Here is a 26,675-nt window from a genome sequence, read left to right as displayed (position 1 = left end):
AATTAGTTAATATTATTAGTTGTTTCCTTTCTATACCACAGACAAAACCACACGAGTGCAATCACCAGACAAGCGGCACCTATCGTATAAGCCACATTGGCTGGCAAGCCAAACGCCTGCTTCGAGATGAAAAGATAGGTTGAGCACACGGTGGTCATGAAAAGTGCGGGAATCAGTGTAATCCAGTAGGGTTTCTTGTGGCGCACCAGATAGACGGTAATGGTCCAAAGCGTGAATACGCTGAGCGTCTGGTTGCTCCATCCGAAGTATTGCCAGATGGTATTGAAACCGTCAGGATTCTCAATCTGCCATACTAGCATGGCGATAGAGGCAGCGAACATGGGCACACAGATATACAAACGCTTCGGGATGGGACGCTGATCGAGTTTCAACCACTCAGCCACGATGAGTCGACCAGAACGGAAAGCCGTATCACCCGACGTGATGGGCGCTGCCACAACACCAAGCATGGCCAGCACAGCACCTGCCACGCCCAGCCAGTCGTTGCAAACCAGATTCACCACAGCAGGAGCAGATGTATGGAAACCTGCCGTAGCGCTTTCTATCAGCTGGTAGCCGGGAGCAGGCTCTCCATAGAAGAACCAGGCAGCTACCGTAGCCCAGATAAGGGCTACCACGCCCTCAGTAATCATCGCACCATAGAAAATAGGCCGACCCATTTTCTCACTTTTCACGCAACGAGCCATCAGCGGACTCTGCGTGCCATGGAAACCGGATATGGCACCACAGGCAATGGTGATGAAGAGAGCTGGGAATATGTTATCTTTCCATGTCTCGGGCTCTGTAACCGCTCCCATATTATAGAAGTTATTCCAGAGCTCAGGCAATGTGGGCCAATGCAAGAACAGCCATACCATCAGCGCACCAGCCATGAACAGCAGGGAGAAGGCGAAAAGCGGATAAACCTTGCCGATGATCTTGTCAATAGGCAACATCGTTGCGATGATGTAATAACCGAAAATAATGATAATCCACATCATCGTATCGCCACCGATACTATGCAGGATTTCTGCCGGTGAATAGACAAACACGGTGCCAACCATCACAAGCAGCAGTACGGTGAACACCAGCATCAGGTTCTTCGTGGTCTTACCCAGATACTGGCCAATCATCTCGGGCAGGCCTGCGCCACCATGACGCATCGACAACATACCTGAGAAATAGTCGTGCATAGCACCTGCGAAGATGCAGCCAAAGACGATCCACAGATAGGCCACAGGACCGAACTTGGCACCCATGATAGCACCGAAGATCGGGCCAGTACCCGCGATATTCAGGAATTGAATCATGAAGATCTTCCAATTAGGCAGCACAATAAAGTCTACACCGTCGGCCTTTGTCAAGGCAGGTGTAGCACGATTGTCAGGACCAAACACATGCTCAACAAAGCGCCCATACAGCAGATAACCCAATACAAGAGCCAAAAGACTCAGCAAAAAAGAAATCATCTTTATCTAAGTTTTTTAATTATTTTGTTGCAAAAGTAGTGTTTTTATTTGAGATAATGAAAAAAATAAGCTAACTTTGCAGCAAATTTTAATAAAATAGCATCATTTTGAAAACAATTATACGAATTTTACTCTTATTAGCATTGACGCTGAACGTTTCAGCACAGATTCCAAAACACGAAGTCAGAGCTGTATGGCTCACTACTATCGGGGGAATAGACTGGCCCCGCTCTCACTCCGCATATCAACAGAAACAGGAGTTGACCGCCATTCTCGATCAGTTGCAACAAGCCAATATCAACACCGTATTCTTCCAGACCCGCGTCAGGGCCTCTACGGTGTTTCCCTGCGCTGAAGAACCTTGGGACGTCTGTCTCACAGGTATACCAGGTCTGTCACCGGGTTACGACCCCTTACAGTTCTGTATTGACGAGTGCCACAAGCGCGGCATGCAGCTTCATGCATGGATTGTAACAATACCAGTAGGGAAATGGAACACCAACGGATGTAAACTGATACGTCAGAAATACCCCAGTCTGATTCGCAAAATCGGTGACGAGGGATATATGGACCCAGAGAAACCGCAAACGGGTGATTATCTGGCACGGTTCTGCGCAGAAGTGACACGCCGCTACGACATCGACGGCATCCACCTCGATTATATCCGCTATCCTGAAACCTGGAAATTAAAAGTAAGTCGTCAGCAAGGCAGACAGAACATCACGGATATTGTCCGCAAAATTAATTATTCGGTAAAGGCTCTCAAACCTTGGGTGATGCTGTCGTGTTCACCAATCGGCAAGTATGACGACCTGGCCCGTTATAAGAGTTCCGGATGGAATGCCAATACCACGGTTTGTCAGGATGCTCAAGGATGGTTGCGTAGTGGACTGATGGACGCCCTTTTCCCCATGATGTATTTTCAAGGCAACAACTTCTACCCCTTTGCCGTCGATTGGAAGCAGCATAGCTACGGCCGCATCGTTGCTCCAGGACTGGCGGTTTACATGCTTCATCCACGTGAGAAGAACTGGGGGCTCGACGTCATTACCCGTGAAATGAATGTGCTTCGCGAGTTGGGAATGGGCTATACTTTCTTCCGTTCTAAGTTCTTCACTGACAATACAAAAGGTATATACACCTTCACGAAAGACTTTAATCTCTATCCTGCACTTTTGCCACCCATGAAATGGTTCAACAAGACAGCTCCTTCATCTGCTCGCGCGCTAACAGTAAAGCGCGGTATGAGTAGCGACTTCCTATCGTGGAGCGGCGCACGCGACAATTCTGGCGCCAACTATCTAATATATAATGTGTATGCTTCTGAGCGTTTCCCCGTCGACATCAGCGACGCGCGCAACCTCATTGCCACACGTTATATGAACCAGTCAATCAGCATCCCCCATAAGGGACGCCTGTTGCATTATGCCATCACAGCAACAGACCGCTATGGCAACGAGAGTGCCCCCACTTTCAGTTCTCATCATGCAGGTAAGCCCTCTAGGCCTCTTGATTTCCGCGAGCTCATTATGGGGCATTCGCTAAAAAAGTACAAATAGACAAACTTTTGAGTAGAAAAGACAAACTGGTATGAGTTAAAATTGCTACCTTTGCAGCAGAAATCTACAAAATAAAACAAAATATATGGAAAGAACATGGAGATGGTTCGGTAAGAAAGATAAGATCACCCTTGCCCAACTGAAACAAATTGGTGTCGAAGGCATTGTTACAGCCCTTCACGACGTACCCCTTGGCGAAGTGTGGACCCGCGAGAAGATTCGCGACCTGCGTGAGTACATTGAGAGTTATGGCATGCGCTGGAGCGTTGTTGAATCGCTCCCCGTTGTAGAAACAATTAAGTACGGAGGCCCTGACCGCGATTACCAGATTGAGGTTTATAAAGAGTCACTGCGCAACCTCTCGGCAGAGGGCATTCACTGCATCTGCTACAATTTCATGCCTGTGCTCGACTGGGCCCGTACCGATTTGGAGCACGACAATCCAAACGGTGCCACCAACCTCTACTTCAACTATGCCGAGTTCGCTTATTTCGACATTTATATTTTGAAGCGCGAAGGAGCCCGCGAGGAGTGGGCAAAGTTCAAGTTCCCTGAGGGTGTAGGTGAAGGCCGTAACGTACTTGCCGAATGCGACGAGCTCGCCAAGACCATGACCCCAGAAAAGGATCACAAACTGGTTGAAACCATCATCATCAAGACACAGGGCTTTGTGTCGGGTAATTTCAGTGAAAACGACGAAGCTCCTATCCAGAAATTCCGCGACTTCCTCAACCTCTATAAGGGTATCGACAAAGCACAGTTACGTGCCAACATGAAATACTTCCTCGAGGCTATCATGCCTACCTGCGAGGAATATGGCATGAACATGTGTGTTCACCCCGACGATCCCCCTATCGAAGTGCTCGGCTTGCCACGCATAGTTCGCACCGAGGAGGATATCCAGTGGTTCCTCGACGCTGTGCCCAACAAGCACAATGGTCTGACTTTCTGTGCAGGTTCGCTTTCAGCAGGTGCATATAACAATGTGGTAGATTTGGCCAAGAAGTTTGCATCGCGTACACACTTCGTACACCTGCGCTCTTGCCACATTTTCCCCAACGGCGATTTCACCGAGGCCAGCCACCTAGGCGGTCGTGCCGACCTCATCGAACTCTGCCGTATCTTCGAGAAGGAAAACCCCGAACTGCCGATGCGCGTTGACCATGGAATGACATTCACCGACGAGCCTGGTGGTATCTTCGACGAGAGCAGTCATGGCCATAATGCAGGTTATACGCTTCTGGGCCGTATGTTTGCCCTCGGACAGGTACAGGGTATCCTCGCCACTGTCGACCGTGAGTTGGGCATCGAGTATAAGCAACCAGGATTCTTTGATTAAATTATATTAGGCACGGATTAACACCGCTTTTATAAAAAAAACACGGCTAGTTGCGCAACAAAGCAGTGTATCTCTTAAAGAGAGCCGTGTTAATCCGTGCCAAATAAAAACACAACGTTATGAAGTTAAATGATATTTTTAGTGGTAACTATGATGCCGCAGAGTGGGAAGCAAAAGGCTATGAACTTCCAAAGTTTGATATCAAAGCTATACGTGAGAAAACTGCCAAGGAACCTACATGGGTTCACTTCGGAGGCGGTAATATCTTCCGCGCCTTCCCCGCAGCCATTCTCAACGATGCGCTGAACACAGGTAAGTACGATCGCGGTGTGATTGTAGCTGAGACCTTCGACTTCGAGGTCATTGATAAGGCTTATGCCCCCTATAACAACCTTTCGCTCTGCGTGAACCTCTGCTCAGATGGTTCTATCGAAAAGAAGGTGATCGCATCAGTGACTGAGGCCCTAAAGGCAGATCCTCAGTTTGAGGACTGGAACCGACTCGTGGAAATATTTAAGAACCCGAGTCTGCAGATGATTTCGTTCACCATCACCGAGAAAGGCTACAGCTATAACGATGCCGACCTGGCCCGCGGCCTGAAGCCTGTCTTTGCCATGGGTAAGGTCTGCGCCCTGCTGCTTGAGCGTTTCAATGCCGGACAGCTGCCTCTCACCGTTCAGAGCATGGACAACTGCTCGCACAACGGCGATAAGGTAAAGGCTGGCGTATTTGCTTATGCAGAGCGTTGGGTTGCCGACGGACTTGTTCCCACAGCCTTCCTCGACTACTTGAAAGATGAGAAAAAAATAACCTTCCCTTGGTCTATGATCGACAAAATCACACCGCGCCCACACGAGAAGGTAAAGGAAATGCTGGCTGCCGACGGTTTCGAGGACAACAACTACATTGAGACTGAGAAGCACACCTTCACTGCTCCGTTCGTGAACGCTGAGGAGGTGCAGTATCTTGTCATCGAGGACAACTACACCAATGGTCGTCCACCACTCGATCTGGGCGGTGCTCTCTATACCACCCGTGAAACCGTAGACAAGGTTGAAACCATGAAGGTGACTACCTGTCTGAACCCGCTCCACACAGCTATGTCTATTTATGGCTGCATGCTGGACTATACGCTGATCTCTGCTGAGATGGCCGACGAAGATCTGCGTCCGTTCATCCAGAAGATCGGTTACATAGAGGCGATGCCCGTTGTCACAGACCCTGGTGTGCTGAACCCATACGAGTTCATCGGCGCCGTCATCAACCGCCGTCTGCCCAACCCGTTCATGCCAGACGCACCCCAGCGCATCGCTTGTGACACATCACAGAAACTCCCTATCCGCTTCGGTGAGACCATCAAGAAATACATTGCCCGCAACCTCGACATGGAGAACCTCGTTTTGATTCCCCTCACCCTTGCTGGCTATGCCCGCTACTTGAAGGGACTCAAGGACGATCTCACGCCGTTCGAGCCGTCGCCCGACCCAATGCTCGCAGAGTTGCAGGCCATCGTCGCCCCGCTTGAGATAGGTAAGCCCGACCAAGACTGGAGTCCACTGCGTCAGCTCTACAGCCGCAAGGACGTGTTTGGTCTTGACCTTTACGAAGCTGGCCTCGGCGAACAGATTGAAGGCTACGTCCGTGAGCTCTATGCCGGCCCTGGTGCCGTGCGACAGACGCTCCACAAATATGTCAGCGCAAGATAACCTGATAAACATACGAAATCCCTGCCCTAACCGGCAGGGATTTATATTTCAAAAGTTGCCACTTTCCGAACGCAAAGGTTTTCGTAGATTTTTAACGTTATATGACACGAAAGATTTGGTGGTATCACTGAAAAACACTAACTTTGCAGTCGTAAACAAAGAACAACAAAACAACTTTTGAAAATGAAACCACTAAACAAACAATTTGCTCCTAAGAGCGTGATGCCTGAAAAGGTGATTCAGTTCGGTGAAGGAAACTTCCTCCGTGCATTCGTTGATTGGATTATCTGGAACATGGACCAGAAGACCGATTTCAATGGCTCCGTTGTCGTTGTACAACCTATCGAGAAAGGTATGGTCGACTGGCTCAACGCTCAGGACTGTCTGTATCATGTAAACCTGCAGGGCCGCGAGAACGGCAAGCCTGTCAACACACTCGAGCGTATCGACGTCATCAGCCGCGCGCTGAACCCCTATACACAGAACGCCGCCTTCATGGCACTGGCCGACCAGCCAGAGATTCGTTTCGTTATCTCAAACACCACCGAGGCGGGTATCGCGTTCGACCCCACATGTAAACTTGAGGATGCGCCTGCTTCTTCATACCCTGGTAAACTAGTGCAGCTGCTGTATCGTCGCTATCAGACGTTCAACGGCGACAAGACAAAGGGTCTGATCATCTTCCCTTGTGAGCTGATTTTCCTGAACGGTCACGTGCTGAAGGAATGCATCTATAAGTACATCGACCTGTGGAAGCTGGGCGAGGACTTCAAGAAGTGGTTCGAGGAGGCTTGTGGTGTATATGCTACGCTTGTTGACCGTATCGTTCCAGGTTTTCCCCGCAAAGAGATTGCCGAGATACAGGAGAAAATCAGCTACCGCGACAACTTGGTGGTACAGGCAGAAAACTTTCATCTCTGGGTAATCGAAGCCCCAAGAGAAGTGGCCAAGGAGTTCCCCGCCGACAAGGCAGGTCTGCACGTGCTGTTTGTTCCTTCTGAAGAGCCTTACCACAAGCGTAAGGTAACGCTCCTGAACGGCCCCCACACCGTATTGAGCCCGGTAGCATTCCTGAGCGGTGTGAACATCGTGCGCGACGCCTGCAATCATGAAGTAATAGGAAAATATATCCATAAGGTACAGTTTGAAGAGCTGATGCAGACACTCGATCTGCCAATGGACGAGCTCGAGAAGTTTGCCGGCGACGTATTAGAGCGTTTCGACAACCCATACGTAGACCATCAGGTGACAAGCATCATGCTGAATTCATTCCCGAAGTTCCAGGCCCGCGACCTTCCCGGCGTAAAAACATTCCTAGAGCGCAAAGGCGAACTGCCTAAGGGCTTGGTGTTCGGTCTGGCAGCTATTATCACCTACTATAAAGGTGGTAAGCGTGAGGACGGCACAGAAATCATTCCAAACGACGACCAGCGAATCATGGATTTGCTGAAAGAGCTCTGGACTAGCGGCGACACACAGAAGGTGACCGACGGCGTGCTCGGTGCAGAGTTCATCTGGCAGGAGGATCTGAACAAGATTCCAGGTCTGAACACGATGGTGAAGCAGGATCTCGACCTCATCCAGAGTGTCGGCATGCTCGAAGCCGTCAAGAGTATTCTTTAATGAGCGATTGCATAGAAATAAAAGGGGCGAGAGTTAATAACCTGAAGAGTATTGACGTTAAGATACCCCGAAACCAATTCGTAGTGATTGCCGGAGTCAGCGGCTCCGGCAAATCATCATTGGCCTTCGACACTTTGTATGCCGAAGGCCAACGGCGTTATGTGGAGAGTTTGTCGAGCTATGCCCGTCAGTTCCTTGGCAGGATGAACAAGCCCGAGTGTGATTTCATACGCGGCATACCGCCAGCCATAGCCATTGAGCAAAAGGTCATATCGAGAAACCCTCGCAGTACGGTGGGCACTTCGACGGAGATTTATGAATATCTCCGTTTGCTTTACGCGCGCATAGGCCGCACGTATTCACCCGTGAGTGGCGAAGAAGTGAAGAAACACTCTACAGAAGACATCGTGAAGAAGATGCTGGAGTACTCAAAGGGTACACGCTTCGTTGTAATGGCACCAATCCATCTGCACGAAGGACGTACCATGGAACAGCAGCTGAAGACTTATCAGTTAGAGGGCTACGCCAGAATCTACGTAAAGAACGATTTCCAGCGCATAGACGACTACTTGGCTGGTGGCGACTGTAATGACGAAGAGATTTTCCTTGTCATCGACCGCATGAGCGTTGATGACACAAAGGACGTGATAGCACGTCTGGTCGACTCTGCCGAGACAGCTTTCTTTGAGGGACATGGTGAGATGAGACTGCTCTTCCCGCCAACCATCTTCTACGATTTCTCAATGAAGTTCGAGGCCGATGGCATGACTTTCGAGGAACCAACCGATCAGATGTTCTCGTTCAACTCACCCGCAGGAGCATGTCCTGAGTGCCAAGGTTTTGGCAAGATTATGGGTATCGACGAAAAACTGGTCATCCCCAACACAACACTGAGTGTATACGACGGTTGCGTGGTATGCTGGCATGGCGAGAAGATGAAAGAGTGGAAAGACTGGTTCTGCCGTCATGCGGCTAACGACGACTTCCCCATCTTTGAGCCATACATGAATCTGACACAGAAGCAGAAAGACTGGCTGTGGCATGGGCTACCCTCGGACAAGGGCGCTAAAGAAAAGCCTTGTATTGACAGTTTCTTCGATATGGTAAAGGAGAACCAGTATAAGATACAATATCGCGTTATGCTGGCCCGCTACAGAGGCAAGACTACGTGCCCTGTATGTCACGGGACACGCCTGAAACCCGAAGCAGAATATGTGAAGATAGGCGGACGAAGTATTACTGATCTGGTACAAATGCCTATCATCAGACTAAAAGAGTGGTTCGACCGCTTAGAACTTGAGCCTCAGGAAGCAGAGATTGGCAAACGCCTGTTAACTGAGATTACAAGCCGACTTCAGTTCCTGCTTGACGTGGGACTGGGATATCTCACACTGAACCGTCTTTCAAACACATTGTCAGGCGGTGAGAGTCAGCGAATCAACCTCTGTACAAGTCTTGGCAGTTCACTAGTAGGTTCGCTCTATATTCTCGACGAGCCCAGCATAGGTCTGCACTCACGCGATACGGACAGATTGATTCATGTTTTGAAAGAACTGCAGTCACTGGGTAACACGGTGGTTGTGGTAGAGCATGACGAAGAGATTATGCGTGCCGCCGACCACCTGATAGACATAGGGCCCGACGCAGGACGTCTGGGCGGCGAAGTGGTATTCGACGGTGACGCAAAAGATATCGTAAAAGATTCGCTCAAGAAGTATCCAAAGAGCTACACAGTGAAGTACTTGTTGCACGAAGAAGATATTCCCGTACCTAAGAGCCGTCGCCCTTGGAATCGCCATATCGACATCAAGGGCGCACGCATGAACAACCTCAGAGGAATTGACGTACAGATACCACTCAACGTGATGACGGTAGTTACCGGTGTTTCCGGCTCAGGAAAGTCTAGCCTGATAAAGGGTATCCTCTACCCGGCACTGAAACGCCGTCTGGGCGATGTATGTGATGCTCCTGGCGAGTTTCTGGCACTTGAAGGCGATATCGATGCCATTAAACATGTGGAGTTTGTCGATCAGAATCCTATAGGTAAGAGCACACGTTCCAACCCTGCCACCTACGTGAAGGCTTATGACGCTATCCGCGACTTGTTTGCAGAACAGCCGCTAGCACAGCAGATGGGTTTCACCTCACAGTATTTCTCATTCAATACTGACGGCGGCCGTTGCGAAGAGTGTAAAGGTGCAGGCGTGATAACAGTAGAGATGCAGTTTATGGCCGACATCGTACTGGAGTGCGAAGCTTGTCACGGACACCGCTTCAAACATGACATTCTCGACGTGAGATTTGAGGGTAAGAATATCGACGATGTGCTTAACATGACCATCAATGAGGCGGTAGAGTTCTTCTCGAAATACAAACAAGATACGATTGTAAAACGATTGAAGACACTGCAGGATGTTGGGCTTGGATATATCAAACTGGGGCAGAACTCTTCGACCCTCTCTGGCGGTGAGAACCAACGTGTAAAACTGGCCTACTTCATCGGACAGGAGAAGCAAGAGCCCACGCTCTTCATCTTCGACGAACCAACGACAGGACTCCATTTCCACGACATACATAAACTGCTGGAGTCGTTTAACGCACTCATTGAGCGAGGACACACGATTCTGATCATTGAGCATAACATGGAGATTGTGAAAACGGCCGACCACGTGATAGATTTAGGTCCTGATGGCGGCGACAAGGGCGGTGCGCTCGTCGTGGCTGGAACACCAGAAACGGTAGCGAAATGTAAAGAGAGTCTGACAGGTCAGTACCTGAAAGAGAAATTAGAATAAGACATTGATACGCAGTCAACTATTCATCAAGCCGTTACTATTGTTGGGCATGCTGCTAAGTGTGCCAGTTTATGGTTTTGCAAAAGAGAAGACTGAGGGGCTGATACTGAATCGGATCTACGCTTATCAGAAGGCACTCAACCCGATGATCGACTCACTTCAGGACAATATCTATGCTAAGATTCACTTCAACGTAGAGAAACGTAACTTTATACTGAAGTTCATCCCCACGATGCACTCTCTGTCTAAAGACCCAAGGAAGTATATCCGCGAGTCATACGCAAAAGTGCTATTCCAAGATTCACATCACTTCGACATCAACAGTCAGGTATTGTCGAGCACCATCCCTAAGGATCACAGGGTGTTGTCACCCCTCCTCAATTTCATGACACCAAACATCTATGATGTTGCCCTCTACGAAGGCCACATGCTATCGCCTTTCAACAGACATAACAGGCACTTCTACCGCTTCACGCAAAAGCAGCTCAACGACTCTACGACATGGTTGGAATTCAAACCAAAGTTCTATAATACACAACTGCTCAACGGCTATGCGCTAGTTGAGACATCTACGGGCCGTGTTATCATGGCAATGCTAAACGGAGAGTTTGATATGATATCATTCCGCACACATATAGAACAAGGCGACGAAGGAGCTCGCTCGCTGATGCCGAAGAGATGTTCTATGGTGGGCTCTTTCCGCTTCATGGGCAATCACATATCTGCACTATTCGATGCCAGTTACAACTGCCCCATAACGCTACCAGACAGCATTACCAAAGTATCGAGTCGCAAACTGATGGACTCTATCCGTCCAATCCCCTTATCAGAAGCCGACAAAGAGATTTATGATGAATACAATAAACGGATTCGGCAGGATTCCATCAACAGGCAGCAGGAAGACTCTACTGCTACAAACAAGCAACTGCTGAAGAAGATTATCTGGGACACGATAGGCGATAACCTCGTGACACCGATTTCAGCAGAATCGGAAGACTCCTATTTCAAGTTGTCACCCATCATCAATCCTTTATATCTGAGCTATAGCGGCAACCGCGGTTGGCGCTATAAGATGAAGCTGCGCACACGCTACACATTCTCACCACACAGATATCTGACGTTGAACCCAACCTTCGGTTATAACTTCAAGCAGCGGCAGTTCTACTTCACTGCACCACTCAGAATGACCTATAACCCAAAACGCAACGGATACACAGAGATTGTATGGGGTAACGGCAATCCTATCAGCAACAGCTGTGTGACAGAGAAGATAAAAGAACTGTATCCCGACAGCATTATCAATTTCGACAATACCAATATGCATAAGTTCAAGGACACTTACCTTAAGGTGTTCAACAATATTATGCTCTTCAATTGGTTCGATATTGAGGCTGGACTCATCTACCATGTTCGCTCTGCCCTCGACAAGCAGATGATGCTAACTTACGGAATGCCTATACACTATAAGAGTTTTGCGCCCATGATAGGCCTGAAGTTCCAACCTTGGCTGAACAATGGCCCAACTCTCTCCATTGATTATGAACGAGCCATCAAAGGTGTGATGAACAGCGACCTTGAATATGAACGTTGGGAGTTCGACGCTCAGTGGAAGAAGAAAATTCCAGGGCTGCGAGTACTCAACCTCAGGGCTGGAGGAGGTTTTTTCACAAAATCAGGCAATTACTTTGTCGACTACGTGAACTTCCGCGATGAAAACCTGCCCGGAGGCTGGGACGATAACTGGAGCGGTGACGTTCAGTTACTTCGAAGTCGCGAGTACAACCGCTCTGACTATTACATCCGCAGTAACGTATCATATGAAACACCGATGATGTTCGCGACATGGATTCCTTATCTCGGCAAATATATCGAGAAGGAGCGTTTCTACTTGAGTAATGTATTACTCGAACACTCTCGTCCCTATTATGAACTCGGCTATGGATTCACTAACCGTTATATTTCGGTGGGCGCCTTTGCCAGTTTCCGAAACACCACTTTCGACCGTGCAGGTGTCGAAGTAGAAATAGAATTGTTTAGAAGATGGTAAAACCCCTTTCAGTCTATAAAGCAAGTGCTGGCAGTGGAAAGACCTTTACGCTTGCCACCGAATACATCCGCCTGCTTGTGGAAGACCCACAAAGCTATCGCAACATCCTGGCTGTGACCTTTACCAACAAGGCCACAGAGGAGATGAAGATGCGCATATTGAGTCAACTCTATGGTATCGCACATCAGCTGCCCGACTCAGAGAATTACTTGAAAGCCATCCAAGAGAAGACTGGTTTCGAAGCCCGATTCATCAGTGAACGCGCAGGTATGGCACTGACAAATCTGCTTCATAACTACAACTATTTCCGCGTTGAGACCATCGACACTTTCTTCCAGAGTGTGCTGCGTAACATGGCACGCGAACTCGATCTCACTACCAATCTGCGTATCGGACTGAATGACTATCAGGTAGAGGAACTGGCTGTTGATCAGCTGATAGCCGATTTAAGCACTACCGACTTACTGCTTCAGTGGATCCTAAAATACATCATGGAGAATATTTCCGACGATAAGTCATGGAACGTCATCTCACAAATAAAATCGTTCGGGCGCACTATCTTCAGCGACAGCTATAAGGCTGTAAGGGATGAGATGGAGAAGAAGATGGGAGAAAAAGGTTTCTTTGAAGACTACACCCGTAGGTTGCGCGAGATACGCCAGCTAGCCGAAGACCGAATGAAGGAGATTGGCGAGAGTTTCTTCGATGCCCTTGAAAGTGAAGGATTGACGATTGACGATCTCGCCTACGGAAAGACCGGATTGTGCGGTTTCTTCCAGAAACTCCGTCAGGGTATCTTCGATGAAAGTATCGTCGGTAAGCGTGTGACCGACAGTATAGGGAATCCTACAAAATGGTATAAGAAGACGCACCCGCGACGGGAACTCATCCACTCACTGGCAGACTCTATACTTGGCGACATTCTACGCTATGCGGTTGAAGAGCGGCCAAAGCAGTGGAAACTCTACAAGAGTGCCGACCTCACATTACGACATCTGAATCAACTGCGACTATTGGGTAACATTGAGCGCAAAGTACATGAGCTGAACGAGAGTGCGAACCGCTTTTTGCTCAGTGACACCCAACAACTGCTCCATTCACTGATTGGTGAGAGCGACTCGCCGTTTATCTTCGAGAAGATTGGAACGCAGTTGGAACATGTCATGATTGACGAATTCCAGGACACCTCGACCGTACAATGGCAGAACTTCCGTGTGCTATTGGCAGAGGCGATGAGTCATGAGAACACCTCAAACCTGATAGTCGGCGACGTAAAGCAGAGTATCTATCGTTGGCGTTCAGGTGACTGGCGCTTGCTTAACGATATTGAGAGTCAGTTCTCGCCCCAACAAGTAGAGACGCATCCGCTGACGGTAAACCGCCGTTCTGAACGTCGTATTATCGAGTTCAATAATGCATTTTTCCATCATGCGGCCCAACTAGAATATCAGACCCAAGCAGAACTCAGTCCCGCAGAAGCAGACCAACTGCGAAAGGCTTATGCAGACGTAGAACAGCAAATACCCGAGAATAAAACAGAAGAAGGTTTTGTCGACATCACCTTGCTGCCCGCTGAAGAGTATCAGGAGCAGGTGCTTAGTCACATGGCTGACATCATTGGGGAGCTGATATCACAAGGAATCGAGCAACATAACATCGCCATCCTTGTACGTACGAACGCACTAATACCCATTATTGCCAACTATTTCCAACAGCAAATGCCAGAGGTGAGCATTGTCTCCGACGAGGCCTTCCGCCTCGATGCATCCAGCACCGTGTGCTTGCTCATCAACGCCCTGCAACTACTCACCCATCCCGACGATCAACTCACAAAAGCAGCTATCGTCAAGACATGGCAATACGATATATTGCGTAATTCCACTACCGACAACGAACTTCTCTTAGCCAATCGTAATCTCGACGTGTTGTTACCCGAGGAGTTTATTGGGCATTTCGCAGAACTGCTCTCATTGCCTTTCTACGAACTGGTTGAGCGTCTTTATAGCATCTTCCGTCTGAATACCATCAAAGGACAGGGCGCCTATCTCTGTGCGTTCTACGATCAACTTACTGACTTTGTCAACGAGAACACAACGGACATCAACACGTTCCTCTCCGAGTGGGACGAGAACATCTCCTCAAAGACCATACAGAGCGATGAGACTAATGGTATACGCCTCATCTCCATCCACAAATCGAAGGGACTTGAGTTTGAACATGTGATTTGTCCTTTCTGCGACTGGCAGTTAGAGAAAACGGGTAACGTGCTCTGGTGCCAACCCTCTGAAGTACCATTCAGTGATCTACCGATAGCACCAATAGACTATAGTCAGAAACAGATGATGGGTACCATCTATGAGGCCGACTATCTGCATGAACATCTACAGAACACCGTGGATAATCTGAATTTGCTCTATGTGGCGTTCACCCGTGCCTGTAGGAGTCTTTATGTCATCGGCAAGCGTGGCACGAAAAACTCTCGTTCAACACTCATCGAACAGTGTCTGCCACTTATCAGCAACGACCTGTCCTCTTCCACTCTCGAAGGAATCGAAGATGAGAAAACGGAACTTCATTTCATTTACGGTACCTCTACTTTCAAAGCTCCTCAGCAAGACCTCTTCAGTCAGCCGTCTATCAATCCTTTCCTCCAGCCGTCTGCCCCTGTCAACGTCGAGGTTGAGACCTTCGGACGTAAGGTAGACTTCCGCCAGAGTAATCGCAGTAAGGTTTTTGCAGAGGGCGATGACGAAGAGAATCTGCAACGAAGGAACTACATCCAGACGGGTAGTATCCTACACGAAGTATTCTCTACTATCCGCACTGCAAGCGACATTCCCGACGCATTGCAACGCCTACAATTTGAGGGTGTACTCTACGACGAGCACATCACCGCAGAGCGCATCACGACGATGCTCAAGAAACGTTTGGAGGACGAGCGTGTACGTAATTGGTTCTCACCACATTGGGAACTCTTCAACGAGTGTACGATTCTATCCATCGAAAACGGAGAAATGAAAGAGCGTCGCCCTGATCGTGTGATGACCGATGGTCAGGAATGGATTGTCGTTGACTTCAAGTTTGGAGCCCCAAAACCTGAATATCACGATCAGGTACATGAGTACATGCAGCTTCTGGCATCTATGGGACATCAGAACATCAAAGGTTACCTCTGGTATGTATATAGCAACAAAATCGAAGAAGTATGAAGTCTTTTCTTGAACATGTAGCAGCCGACCTACTCTCCCGATATGGAACAAACCTCTCACGCATAGCCGTAGTGTTCCCCAATAAGCGTGCCTCGCTATTTCTCAACGACTGCTTGGCACATCTGGCAGGTAAGCCCATCTGGAGCCCTGCCTACATCACCATCAGTGATTTGTTCCGCAGTCATTCCACTCTCAAAGTGGCAGACCCCATCATGTTGGTCTGTGAACTGCACAAGTGCTTCACACAGTGTACAGGTCTTGACGAGACGCTTGATCATTTTTACGGTTGGGGACAGCTGTTGCTCTCCGACTTCGATGACCTCGACAAGAATATGGCACCTGCTGATAAGGTGTTTGCAAACTTGCGTGACATCCACGAACTCGACGACGTATCGTATCTCACTGATGAACAGCGTGAGATGATACGGCGATTCTTCAGCAACTTTTCCGAAGACCATAATACAGAACTCAAGGAACGCTTCCTGCGCTTATGGAGTCACATTGGCGACATCTACAGAACGTTCAATGAGAGCCTTGCCAGTCAGCAACTGGCTTACGAAGGTGCACTATATCGCCAGGTAGCTACCGACGAGGATCTGCAGTTCGACTATGATGCCTATTGCTTTGTAGGCTTCAATCTCATGCAGCAAGTAGAACAAGTGCTGTTCCACCGACTGGAACGCGAAGGCAAAGCCGTTTTCTATCAGGATACCGAGGAACAGCCTCCACGGCAACTGACTTATATCTCGGCATCAACCGAGAATATTCAGGCCCGTTACGTCAGTCAGTGGCTCACTCCTGAACGCATTGCCGCTGGGCGACGTACCGCCATTGTGCTCTGTAATGAAGGACTCTTACAAGCAGTTGTTCACTGTCTGCCTGACAGTGTTGAGAAGGTGAACGTCACAACTGGCTTTCCCCTACTTCAGACATCAGTAGCGTCGCTCGTCACGCAACTCATTAATCTTCAGGTAAACGGTTTCTCGCAGAAAACAGGTGCATTCCGCCATCGTTGGCTCGACATAGTCAGTCGTCACCCTTTTGCCAGTCTGCTACCTAATGACTATGCCGCAGTCCATCACACAGATAATGCCGATATGCTGCACTGGCTTCTGAACATAGTACGTACAATCGCTACAACAGCAGACTTTTCATCCCTTGACACTGAGAGTATATTTCGGATCTATACCTTACTGAATCGTGTCAGCGGTCTGGTAGACAGTGGTGTGCTCAGTGTCGATACCATTACCCTGCAACGACTTGTACAGCAACTTATTCAGCAGGCATCCATTCCTTTCCACGGAGAACCTGCAGAGGGTATTCAGGTGATGGGGGTGCTCGAAACGCGAAACCTTGACTTCGACCACGTGCTGTTGCTCTCGTGTAACGAAGGTAATATGCCCCGAGGCGTCAACGACACATCCTTCATTCCATATGCCATCCGTAAAGCCTATGGTCTCACCACCGTCGATCATAAGGTCGCCATCTATCAGCACTATTTCCACCGGTTACTGCAACGTGCAAGTGATGTCACCATCGTCTACAACAATTCAACAAACGATGGTCAGACAGGTGAGATGTCGCGATTCATGCTCCAGTTAATGGTCGAGACTGATATTCCCATAACCTTCCAGACGTTACGTGCCGGACAACAGCCACAATTGCATCAACCCCAATCCATTGAAAAGACTCACGAAGTCATCACAACCCTCACGAGGCGTTTCTCGAAAGAGATGGGCGGCATCAGTCCTACGGCCATCAGCAATTACCTACGATGTCAGCTCAGGTTCTTCTATCGTTACGTCAGCAACCTTCAGGAACCTGATGATAACGAAGAGGATATGATTGATAATCGCATCTTCGGAAATATCTTCCATCATGCTGCCCAGACCCTATATGAGCAGTTCGGCCAGCAGCGCATTACAACGTCCGACCTCGATGCCCTGTTAAAGAGCGGCGTAGAAATTGAGCGTGCAGTCGATCAAGCTATTAAAGAAGAGCTTTTCCTCATTAAAGACCCTATGCACCCCATGCCTCCCCTTGACGGTTTGCAACTCATCAATCGGGAGGTTATTATCAAATACATACGTCAGTTAGTTGAGATCGACCGCCGCCTTACACCTTTCACTATTTTAGGGCTTGAGAAGCAAGTCAAGATGCCATGGGGGGATACAGAGATTGGCGGTTACATCGACCGTCTTGACATGGTCACTGATCCAGACACCGGCGAGGAGCGCATCCGTGTCATCGACTACAAGACTGGTTCACACGAGCCAAAGGGGTTACCCGATGTTGATGCCATCTTCGATCCAGCTTATATCCGAGAACATAGCGACTATTTCCTACAAGCTTTCCTTTATAGCCATATTGTGTCGCGCAGACAGAACAAGCCCGTCTCTCCCAGCCTGCTGTTCATCCAACACGCAGGTACCGACGGCTACGACCCCACACTGAAGATTGGCAAGGCCCCCATACACGACATCAAGGCTGTAGAAACTCGCTACACCGAACTTCTCGGGCAAAAAATAAGCGAGATCTTCAATCAAGACCTCGCTTTCACTCCAACCAACGACGCTAACAGCTGTCGCACATGTCCCTACGCAGCCCTCTGTCGCCGCTAATAGTTTTTTAGTTGCGTAACGGGGAAAGTAAAGTATGTGTCGGGGAAGGGCTCGTCCTTCAACGTAAAATGCCACCACTCAGAATCGAGAGGTTTGAAACCATGACGCAACATTGCCTGACGCAGAATCATACGATTTTTGAACTGCTCAGCGGTAATGCTGCGTCCTATAGGACTCTTACTGCCATCGCCCGTGTACTCGCCTGTATCGGGATTACCACAGAAGTCAGGATGACTCTCAGGTCCGAACCAGTCGAACGTCCCTCCCATATCAAGTTCTTTCTCGGTATTCATATCAAACAGCGTCAGGTCGACAGTAGAACCGCGGGTATGACCACTTTTCTCATAGATATACTCCTGTTCGAAAAGCACGCTCTTATCGAGATCGGGATAGAAATAGGCTTTCATACGGGTATCACTGACATTCTCAGCCCAGCGCACGAAATGGTCGACACCTTTCTGCGGACGATATGCATCGTAGATCTTAAGACGATAGCCCAATGCTTTCACATCATCGCTCACAGCACGCAGACTATCGGCAGCCACACGGGTCATGAGAGCCGTCGGTTCCAGATAACCGTCAATACGCTCGCCTACAAAATTGTAGGTACCAAAGTAGCGTATTTCAAGAATTGCATCAGGCACAGCATCAGTCAACGTAACGAACTGACTCGAATCCTCTGTAGGAGAAAGCACCTTTTCATCGTCACCCGAATGACAGATGACAGCCATCCAACCGCAAAATACGACAAAGATTGCGGCCAGAATCCATAATTGTCTTTTCTTCATGGTTAATATGATTATGCGAGTTTCTACAAGAAACTATCAGAGGTCGTTATAGTTCTGAATGCTAAAAGTAGAAGTACGCATATCGCCCGTCTGATAACCACGCTTCAGCCAACGTTTACGCTGGTCACTAGTACCATGGGTGAATGATTCAGGTGTAGCACGTCCCTGAGCTTTCTTCTGCAGCCAGTCATCACCGATGGCCTTGGCAAGCTCAAGTCCTTTTTCAAGATCACCATACTCCATTGAACGATTCATTGCGTCTTCATAATGTGCCCATACACCTGCATAATAATCAGCAAGAAGTTCAAGACGGACACTAATCTGATTGGCCTGCACTTTGTCTGTCTGACTCATCGCCTGATGAGCTTTACCTAAAGTACCAGTAAGGTTCTCGACATGATGACCTATCTCATGAGCAATCACATAGGCATAAGCAAAGGTATTGCCCTCTACCCCAAGCTGGCGTTTCATCTGCGTGAAGAAGGAGAGGTCGATGTAAAGCTTCTGATCACCAGAGCAATAGAATGGACCGACAGCGGCTGTTGCAGAGCCGCAAGCGGAATTAACCTGATTAGAGAAAAGTACGAGCGTAGGAGGCGTATAAGTACCACCCATCTCTTCGAAGACCTTACCCCAGACATCCTCGGTTGATGCAAGAATCTTCTTACAGTCAGAGGCAAGCGCCTGTTCTTCCTCGGTAAAATTCTCCTCACCAACGGTCTCGGTCTGAGCCGTCATCTGCTGCTGGGCAGCCTGAAGACCGGCCGAAAGAGGGTCGCCTCCGCTCATCCATGCAAACAAGGCTGCGATAATCACTGCACCGATACCACCGATACCAGCTACTTTACCACCACTCAATCCGCGACGATCCTCAACGTTTGAGCTTTCTCTTCTTCCGTCTAATTTCATAATGTTTAAAGTTTTAAAGTTATTGTCAATCAATATATTCCTAACTACCTGACAGTCATATGAAAGCATCCCTGTTTTACCTCATATTTTATATAGCATCTTCCCTGTTCTCGCATATCGCGAAGAACCTCGGAAAGGACCCATTTCAACGTATCGTTGCGCACTTGACGACGAGCAGGGCCAGCGGGATCCTCAACTGTTTTATAACGGTTATAACAGATGTCAAACGTGGTGCCGTAGAGATGACAAGAATTCTCGGTAGCATTACCATTGCGACGGCGAAGTTTCAGCACATCCTCCTGTGAACGCAAAACACTGGTAACAATGAGCTTATGGAAAGGAACCCCTTTGACATAAAGGCTGTCAAAAAAAGCCTGACCGATGTCTTGCAGCAATACGGCGGCATGGGGCACCAAATATGGGATACTGGAATAAAGCGGATCAACGTGATAATAAGGATTTGATCCTATATAGACTAATTCACGCTTTCGGGCCTCTGCATCCTCACGGTTCTTAACAGGACTCACTCCCCATTTGCGAGCTGCCGTAAGTTGCACAGCATTGGTATCAGGGAAAGCCTCAGCGTAATGAGGAACAGAAAGAATACGATGAGGGTGCTCAACGTTATATTGATAAATACAGGTAATCTCTTTATTAAGAGGCGTTTGTCCATCTGTAATCTGCATTTCTGTATCAACCGAACACGCTTCAGCGACCTGAGGAAAGAGCCATCTGACAACAGCAAGAAGCAGAACAACAGCAATAAAAGTCTCTAAATATCTTTTTTTTGATAGTTTCATTTAAAAAATTTATTTTGCGTTGCAAAGATACAAATATTTTTCGTAACTTTGCAACCAAATTTAAATTTTTATATCATTTGATAGAGAAACATATTGTTTTAGAAGACATTGACCCCGTGATATTCTATGGGGTTGGCAACGGGCATTTACAGATGATACGCTCGCTTTTCCCAAAGTTGCGCGTCATGGCCCGAGACAATGTCGTACGCGTATTGGGCGATGAAGAACAGATGGCTGCGTTTGAAGAGAGTGTAGAGAAGTTACGCAATCATGTGATGCAGTTCAATTCACTGAAAGAGGAAGATATTCTTGATATCGTAAAAGGGCGGCGCTCAAACGACCGACTACCCGATGACGTGGTGGTATACTCAATGTCAGGCCGTCCCATCAAAGCCCGTACCGCAAACCAACAGAAACTGATTGAAGCTTACACACACAATGATATGGTATTTGCCGTAGGTCCTGCCGGTACGGGTAAGACTTACCTGTCGATAGCATTGGCGGTGAAAGCCCTGAAGGAAAAGACTGCAAAGAAAATCATACTCTCACGTCCAGCTGTAGAGGCTGGCGAAAAGTTAGGATTTCTGCCTGGCGACATGAGAGATAAGATCGACCCTTATCTGCAACCACTGTACGACGCATTAGAAGATATGCTACCTCAGGTAAAGTTGCAAGACATGATGGAAAAGAATATCATACAGATAGCGCCATTGGCTTTTATGCGAGGGCGCACACTGAGTGATGCTGTGGTCATACTCGACGAGGCACAGAACACAACGCCCGCACAGATACGCATGTTTTTGACCCGAATGGGCTGGAACACGAAAATGATTATTACCGGCGACATGACACAGATAGACCTGCCCCACTCACAGAAGAGCGGACTGATTGAAGCCCTGCATATATTAAATAATGTAGAGGGCATAGGCATTGTAAACCTTGATCGATCTGACATTGTACGCCATAAGCTGGTAACACGTATTGTCAACGCTTATGAAGCGTTCGACAAAGAAATGAGAGAATAAGATTAATGATTAGTTAAGTATAGATTAGTGATGAAAGCATTAACAAAGACGGACTTCAATTTTGAGGGACAAAAGAGTGTTTATCACGGTAAAGTCCGTGACGTTTACAACATCAATGACGATTTGATGGTGATGGTGGCAACAGACCGTATCTCGGCCTTTGACGTGGTTCTGCCTAAAGGTATTCCTTTCAAAGGACAGGTATTGAACCAGATTGCAGCCAAGTTCCTGGACGCTACCACCGACATCTGTCCGAACTGGAAACTGGCGACACCAGACCCCATGGTAACTATAGGTCTGAAATGTGAGGGTTTTCGCGTAGAAATGATTATCCGCTCTATCCTGACAGGTAGTGCATGGAGAGAGTACAAGAACGGATGTCGCGAATTGTGTGGCGTACGTCTGCCCGATGGCATGAAGGAGAATGAACGTTTCCCCGAACCAATCATCACTCCGACAACTAAGGCCGATGAGGGGCACGATATGAATATTTCTAAAGAAGAAATCATTGCCCAAGGCATTGTTTCTGCCGAAGACTATGCCATCATGGAAGACTATACTCGCAAGATCTTCCAGCGTGGACAGGAAATCGCCGCTAAACGCGGACTGATTCTCGTAGATACAAAATACGAGTTTGGTAAACGCGATGGAAAGGTGTACCTGATTGACGAGATACACACCCCTGATAGCAGTCGCTACTTCTATGCAGACGGCTATGAAGAAAAACTGGCCAAGGGCGAGCCTCAGAAGCAGCTTTCTAAAGAGTTCGTACGTCAGTGGCTCATTGAGCACAACTTTATGAACGAACCAGGACAGGTGATGCCTGAGATTACCGACGAGTATGCCGAAAGCGTATCAGACCGTTACATTGAACTCTACGAGAACATTGTAGGCGAACGTTTTGAGCGTGAAATCGATAATGAGGATATTGCCGCTCGTATTGAAAAGAATGTAAGCAGCTGGCTGAACGCCTTCAAGAGCAAATAAAACGACGATGGGCTACGAACAGGAGGTGATAAAGCCTTACGACCAGAAGGCTGGTAAGACAAATCAAGTAGAGGACATGTTCGACAACATTGCCCCTACATATGATAAGTTGAATCACCGCCTGTCGTGGGACATCGACAAGGGGTGGCGAAGGAAAGCCATCAAGCAGCTCCTACCTCACAAGCCCAGAAAGGTGCTCGATATTGCCACAGGCACAGGCGACTTCGCCATACTTGCGGCCAAAATGCTCAAGCCTGAGAAGCTGATTGGTGCCGATATCAGCGAAGGCATGATGGAGATAGGAAGAAAGAAAGTAAAAGCTGAAGGGCTTGATGACATCGTTAGTTTCGAAAAAGAGAATTGCATGAGTCTCTCATACGATAATGAGACGTTCGATGCCATAACAGCCGCCTTTGGTATCAGAAACTTTGCCGATTTGGATCGTGGACTGAAAGAAATGTATCGCGTGCTGAAGAAAGGTGGATGTCTCAGTATCGTGGAACTGACTACACCGGTAAGATTCCCCATGAGACAACTCTTTCATATCTACTCTCACACGGTGTTACCAGTATATGGGCGCCTTATCTCTAAAGACACCAGCGCCTATAGCTATCTGACAAAGACTATCGAAGCATTCCCTCAGGGGGAACTGATGGTTGACATCTTGAAAAAGGCAGGATATGCCGAGGCTTCGTTCAAGCGACTGACCTTTGGCATCTGCACGATGTATTTTGCGACAAAATAGTTTTGAATTATTATGGACAAGTACGGACTTATAGGTTATCCCTTGGGACATTCGTTCTCCATCAGTTACTTCAATCAGAAGTTTGCTGACGAGGGTATCAATGCCAAGTATGAGAACTATGAGATTGCCAGTATCGATGAACTAACGGAGATACTCGACAAGACGCCAGAGTTGAGAGGACTGAATGTTACAATCCCATATAAGGAGAAAGTAATACCTTTCCTAGATAGCATATCGCCTGAGGCAAGAGCCATTGGGGCAGTAAACGTGATCCGTGTGACTCATGAGAAGAACAATACACGACTGAAAGGATTCAATAGCGACGTGATAGGATTCACTCAAAGCATTGAGCCAATGATTGACAAAAAGTGGCACAAGAAAGCCCTGATTCTGGGTACAGGAGGCGCATCGAAGGCAATCAACTATGGTTTGAAGTCACTGGGTATCGAACCGATATTCGTGAGCCGCTACGAACGTCCTGACACAATACAATATGAGAGCATCACGCCAGAAGTCATCAAGGAATACAATGTCATTGTGAATTGTACACCCGTTGGTATGTATCCCAACACAGACGAGTGCCCCAAGTTGCCATATGAGGCGATGGATAATCACACCATACTCTACGATTTGATTTACAACCCTGATCAGACACTCTTCATGCGTAAGGGAGCAGAACATGGTGCAGAAGTGAAGAACGGACTGGAGATGCTGTTACTGCAAGCTTTCGCCAGTTGGGAATTCTGGAATGGAAAAGAGAAATAGTTTATATAAGGATATGACAGACAACAGATATATGATGCGTGGCGTATCAGCCGCAAAGGAAGACGTACACGCAGCCATTAAGAACATCGACAAGGGTATCTTCCCGCAGGCATTCTGCAAAATCATACCCGATATATTGGGGGGCGATCCCGAGTATTGTAACATCATGCATGCCGACGGAGCTGGAACAAAATCATCGCTGGCATATATGTATTGGAAGGAGACGGGAGATCTCAGCGTATGGAAAGGAATTGCTCAAGATGCCATTGTGATGAATACAGACGACCTTCTTTGTGTAGGTGCCGTCGACAACATCCTTGTATCGAGCACCATCGGACGTAACAAGATGCTGATACCAGGTGAAGTAATATCAGCCATCATCAATGGCACAGATGAATTGCTTGCAGAACTCCGCGAAATGGGTATCGGTATTTATCCTACAGGTGGCGAGACAGCCGACGTAGGCGATTTAGTACGCACCATTATCGTAGACTCTACCGTGACATGTCGCATGAAGCGCTCTGATGTTATCAACAATGCGAACATCCGTCCTGGCGACGTCATTGTTGGTCTGTCTTCAACAGGACAGGCTACCTATGAGAAGCGATACAACGGCGGTATGGGTTCTAACGGACTTACCTCAGCTCGTCATGATGTATTTGCCAAGTATCTGGCAGAAAACTATCCTGAGAGCTATGATCACGCTGTGCCCGATGAGTTGGTATACAGTGGTAAATACAAACTGACTGACAAGGTGGAAGGCGCTCCTGTAGATGCCGGGCAGTTGGTACTCTCTCCCACCCGCACATATGCTCCTGTTATCAAGAAGCTGCTTGACGAGATGCGCCCAGAGATCCATGGTATGGTTCACTGCACTGGTGGCGCCCAGACAAAGGTTCTGCATTTCGTAAACGATAACTGCAAAGTGGTGAAGGACAACATGTTCCCTGTTCCCCCACTTTTCAAGGCTATCCACGAATGCTCTTGTACCGACTGGAAGGAAATGTATCAAGTGTTCAACATGGGACATCGTATGGAAATCTACGTCCGTCCTGAGGTGGCCGAAAAGGTTATCGAGATCTCGAAGAGCTTTAACATCGATGCTCAGATAGTCGGACATATTGAAGAAGGCAAGAAGAGCCTCACTATCAAATCTGAATTTGGAGAATTCTATTATGGAGAATAACAGTATATTACAAAAGCTTGACGGTCTGGAGGCTCGCTTCGAGGAAGTGTCGACTCTGATCACTGACCCCGACGTGATTGCCGATCAGAACCGTTTTGTGAAACTGACGAAAGAATACAAGGATCTGGGTGACATCATGGATGCCCGCAAGCGTTACATCGCCTGTCTGAACGGCATCAAGGAGGCAAAGGACATCCTTGCCAACGAGACCGATCCCGAGATGAAGGAGATGGCCCGCGAGGAACTGGCTATGAACGAGGAACTGCAGCCGCAGCTGGAGGAAGAAATAAAGATAGCACTGATTCCAAAGGATCCTGAAGACGCTAAAAACGTGGAGATGGAGATACGTGCAGGAACAGGTGGCGACGAGGCTTGTCTGTTTGCCGGTGACCTGTTTAAGATGTACAAGAACTACTGCGAGTCGAAGGGCTGGCAGTTGTCTATCACCTACGTATCTGAGGGTGCCGTGGGCGGATTCAAGGAGATCGACTTCTCTGTATCGGGGGCCGATGTATATGGTACACTGAAGTATGAATCGGGTGTTCACCGTGTGCAGCGTGTGCCTGTGACCGAGTCGAACGGACGTATGCAGACAAGTGCTGCCACCGTGGCCGTACTGCCTGAAGCAGACAAGTTCGAGGTACATGTAAACGAAGGCGAAATCAAGTGGGATACTTTCAGAAGTTCAGGTGCCGGTGGGCAGAACGTAAACAAGGTGGAATCGGGTGTACGTCTGCGTTATATGTGGAAGAACCCCAACACTGGCGAGACGGAAGAGATACTTATTGAATGTACCGAGACCCGCGACCAGCCAAAGAACAAGGAGCGCGCACTGAGCCGTCTGTACACCTTTATCTACGACAAGGAGCACCAAAAGTATGTGGATGATATTGCCAGCCGCCGAAAGAGTTTGGTTTCTACCGGCGACCGTTCAGCTAAGATCCGTACGTATAACTTTCCACAAGGACGTGTGACCGATCATCGTATCGGCTATACTACACACGATCTGCAGGGATTCCTTGGTGGTGACATTCAGGCTATGATCGATGCACTGACTGTTGCCGAAAACGCAGAAAGAATGAAAGAGAACGAATTGTAAGAT

General features: G+C 48.2%; 18 protein-coding genes. 14 read left to right on the top strand and 4 right to left on the bottom strand.

From position 1 onward, the window contains the following. Positions 1 to 2: 2 nt before the first annotated feature. On the bottom strand, positions 3 to 1,469 hold the full coding sequence (locus T325_RS07560) for a carbon starvation CstA family protein (protein ID WP_036912082.1): 1,467 nt from the start codon (positions 1,467 to 1,469) through the stop codon (positions 3 to 5). Between the two features lie 107 nt (positions 1,470 to 1,576). Here T325_RS07560 and T325_RS07555 point away from each other — a divergent pair, with 107 nt between their 5' ends. From T325_RS07555 to T325_RS07520, 8 genes are all read left to right on the top strand, one after another. Next, the gene (locus T325_RS07555) at positions 1,577 to 3,028 is read left to right on the top strand and encodes a glycoside hydrolase family 10-like protein (protein ID WP_036912079.1); all 1,452 of its coding nucleotides are present in this window, start codon (positions 1,577 to 1,579) and stop codon (positions 3,026 to 3,028) included. 85 nt (positions 3,029 to 3,113) lie between these two features. Continuing rightward, positions 3,114 to 4,367, top strand: coding sequence for a mannonate dehydratase (gene uxuA / locus T325_RS07550; protein WP_036912076.1), 1,254 nt, complete (start codon positions 3,114 to 3,116; stop codon positions 4,365 to 4,367). 119 nt (positions 4,368 to 4,486) lie between these two features. Beyond that, complete coding sequence (locus tag T325_RS07545; RefSeq protein WP_036912073.1) at positions 4,487 to 6,073, top strand: mannitol dehydrogenase family protein; 1,587 nt, start codon at positions 4,487 to 4,489, stop codon at positions 6,071 to 6,073. A 183-nt stretch (positions 6,074 to 6,256) separates the two neighbouring features. Continuing rightward, the gene (locus T325_RS07540; protein ID WP_036912070.1) at positions 6,257 to 7,696 is read left to right on the top strand and encodes a tagaturonate reductase; all 1,440 of its coding nucleotides are present in this window, start codon (positions 6,257 to 6,259) and stop codon (positions 7,694 to 7,696) included. Next, on the top strand, positions 7,696 to 10,491 hold the full coding sequence (gene uvrA / locus T325_RS07535; RefSeq protein WP_036912067.1) for an excinuclease ABC subunit UvrA: 2,796 nt from the start codon (positions 7,696 to 7,698) through the stop codon (positions 10,489 to 10,491). Before T325_RS07540 ends, uvrA begins: the two co-directional genes overlap by 1 nt. 4 nt (positions 10,492 to 10,495) lie before the next feature. Further along, positions 10,496 to 12,538 carry a DUF5686 family protein gene (locus tag T325_RS07530; RefSeq protein ID WP_146063151.1) on the top strand — a complete coding sequence of 681 codons (2,043 nt, stop codon included), beginning with the start codon at positions 10,496 to 10,498 and terminating at the stop codon, positions 12,536 to 12,538. Continuing rightward, positions 12,532 to 15,747: a UvrD-helicase domain-containing protein gene (locus T325_RS07525; protein ID WP_036912060.1), complete on the top strand. Its 3,216-nt coding sequence runs from the start codon at positions 12,532 to 12,534 to the stop codon at positions 15,745 to 15,747. Before T325_RS07530 ends, T325_RS07525 begins: the two co-directional genes overlap by 7 nt. Next, positions 15,744 to 18,368 carry a PD-(D/E)XK nuclease family protein gene (locus tag T325_RS07520; RefSeq protein WP_036912057.1) on the top strand — a complete coding sequence of 875 codons (2,625 nt, stop codon included), beginning with the start codon at positions 15,744 to 15,746 and terminating at the stop codon, positions 18,366 to 18,368. The genes T325_RS07525 and T325_RS07520 overlap by 4 nt, the downstream gene beginning before the upstream one ends. On the opposite strand, the gene T325_RS07515 is transcribed toward T325_RS07520, so the two are convergent. From T325_RS07515 to T325_RS07505, 3 genes are read right to left on the bottom strand one after another with little or no spacing between them, the layout of a single operon-like run. After that, positions 18,365 to 19,156: a M15 family metallopeptidase gene (locus tag T325_RS07515; RefSeq protein ID WP_036912054.1), complete on the bottom strand. Its 792-nt coding sequence runs from the start codon at positions 19,154 to 19,156 to the stop codon at positions 18,365 to 18,367. The genes T325_RS07520 and T325_RS07515 overlap by 4 nt on opposite strands. 36 nt (positions 19,157 to 19,192) lie before the next feature. Beyond that, a complete protein-coding gene (locus tag T325_RS07510; protein ID WP_036912052.1) occupies positions 19,193 to 20,065 on the bottom strand; it encodes a KPN_02809 family neutral zinc metallopeptidase in 873 nt (290 codons plus the stop codon). 44 nt (positions 20,066 to 20,109) lie between these two features. Further along, complete coding sequence (locus T325_RS07505) at positions 20,110 to 20,751, bottom strand: DUF5715 family protein (protein ID WP_369794041.1); 642 nt, start codon at positions 20,749 to 20,751, stop codon at positions 20,110 to 20,112. 191 nt (positions 20,752 to 20,942) lie between these two features. Between T325_RS07505 and T325_RS07500 the strand changes: the two genes are divergently transcribed. From T325_RS07500 to prfA, 6 genes are read left to right on the top strand one after another with little or no spacing between them, the layout of a single operon-like run. Continuing rightward, the gene (locus T325_RS07500) at positions 20,943 to 21,890 is read left to right on the top strand and encodes a PhoH family protein (RefSeq protein ID WP_036912046.1); all 948 of its coding nucleotides are present in this window, start codon (positions 20,943 to 20,945) and stop codon (positions 21,888 to 21,890) included. Between the two features lie 30 nt (positions 21,891 to 21,920). Further along, complete coding sequence (locus tag T325_RS07495) at positions 21,921 to 22,877, top strand: phosphoribosylaminoimidazolesuccinocarboxamide synthase (RefSeq protein WP_036912043.1); 957 nt, start codon at positions 21,921 to 21,923, stop codon at positions 22,875 to 22,877. Between the two features lie 7 nt (positions 22,878 to 22,884). After that, a complete protein-coding gene (ubiE, locus tag T325_RS07490) occupies positions 22,885 to 23,622 on the top strand; it encodes a bifunctional demethylmenaquinone methyltransferase/2-methoxy-6-polyprenyl-1,4-benzoquinol methylase UbiE (protein WP_036912040.1) in 738 nt (245 codons plus the stop codon). A gap of 12 nt (positions 23,623 to 23,634) precedes the next feature. After that, positions 23,635 to 24,387 (top strand): shikimate dehydrogenase family protein, encoded by a 753-nt coding sequence (locus T325_RS07485; RefSeq protein ID WP_036912037.1) that lies wholly within the window; start codon positions 23,635 to 23,637, stop codon positions 24,385 to 24,387. Positions 24,388 to 24,400: 13 nt separating this feature from the next. Next, positions 24,401 to 25,573 (top strand): AIR synthase-related protein, encoded by a 1,173-nt coding sequence (locus tag T325_RS07480; protein ID WP_036913506.1) that lies wholly within the window; start codon positions 24,401 to 24,403, stop codon positions 25,571 to 25,573. Further along, positions 25,560 to 26,672: a peptide chain release factor 1 gene (prfA, locus tag T325_RS07475; protein ID WP_036913504.1), complete on the top strand. Its 1,113-nt coding sequence runs from the start codon at positions 25,560 to 25,562 to the stop codon at positions 26,670 to 26,672. Before T325_RS07480 ends, prfA begins: the two co-directional genes overlap by 14 nt. Positions 26,673 to 26,675 lie beyond the last annotated feature (3 nt).

The organism is Prevotella sp. FD3004, assembly GCF_000746155.1.
Classification (GTDB): domain Bacteria; phylum Bacteroidota; class Bacteroidia; order Bacteroidales; family Bacteroidaceae; genus Prevotella.
This window is presented reverse-complemented; position numbering and strand designations above follow the sequence as displayed.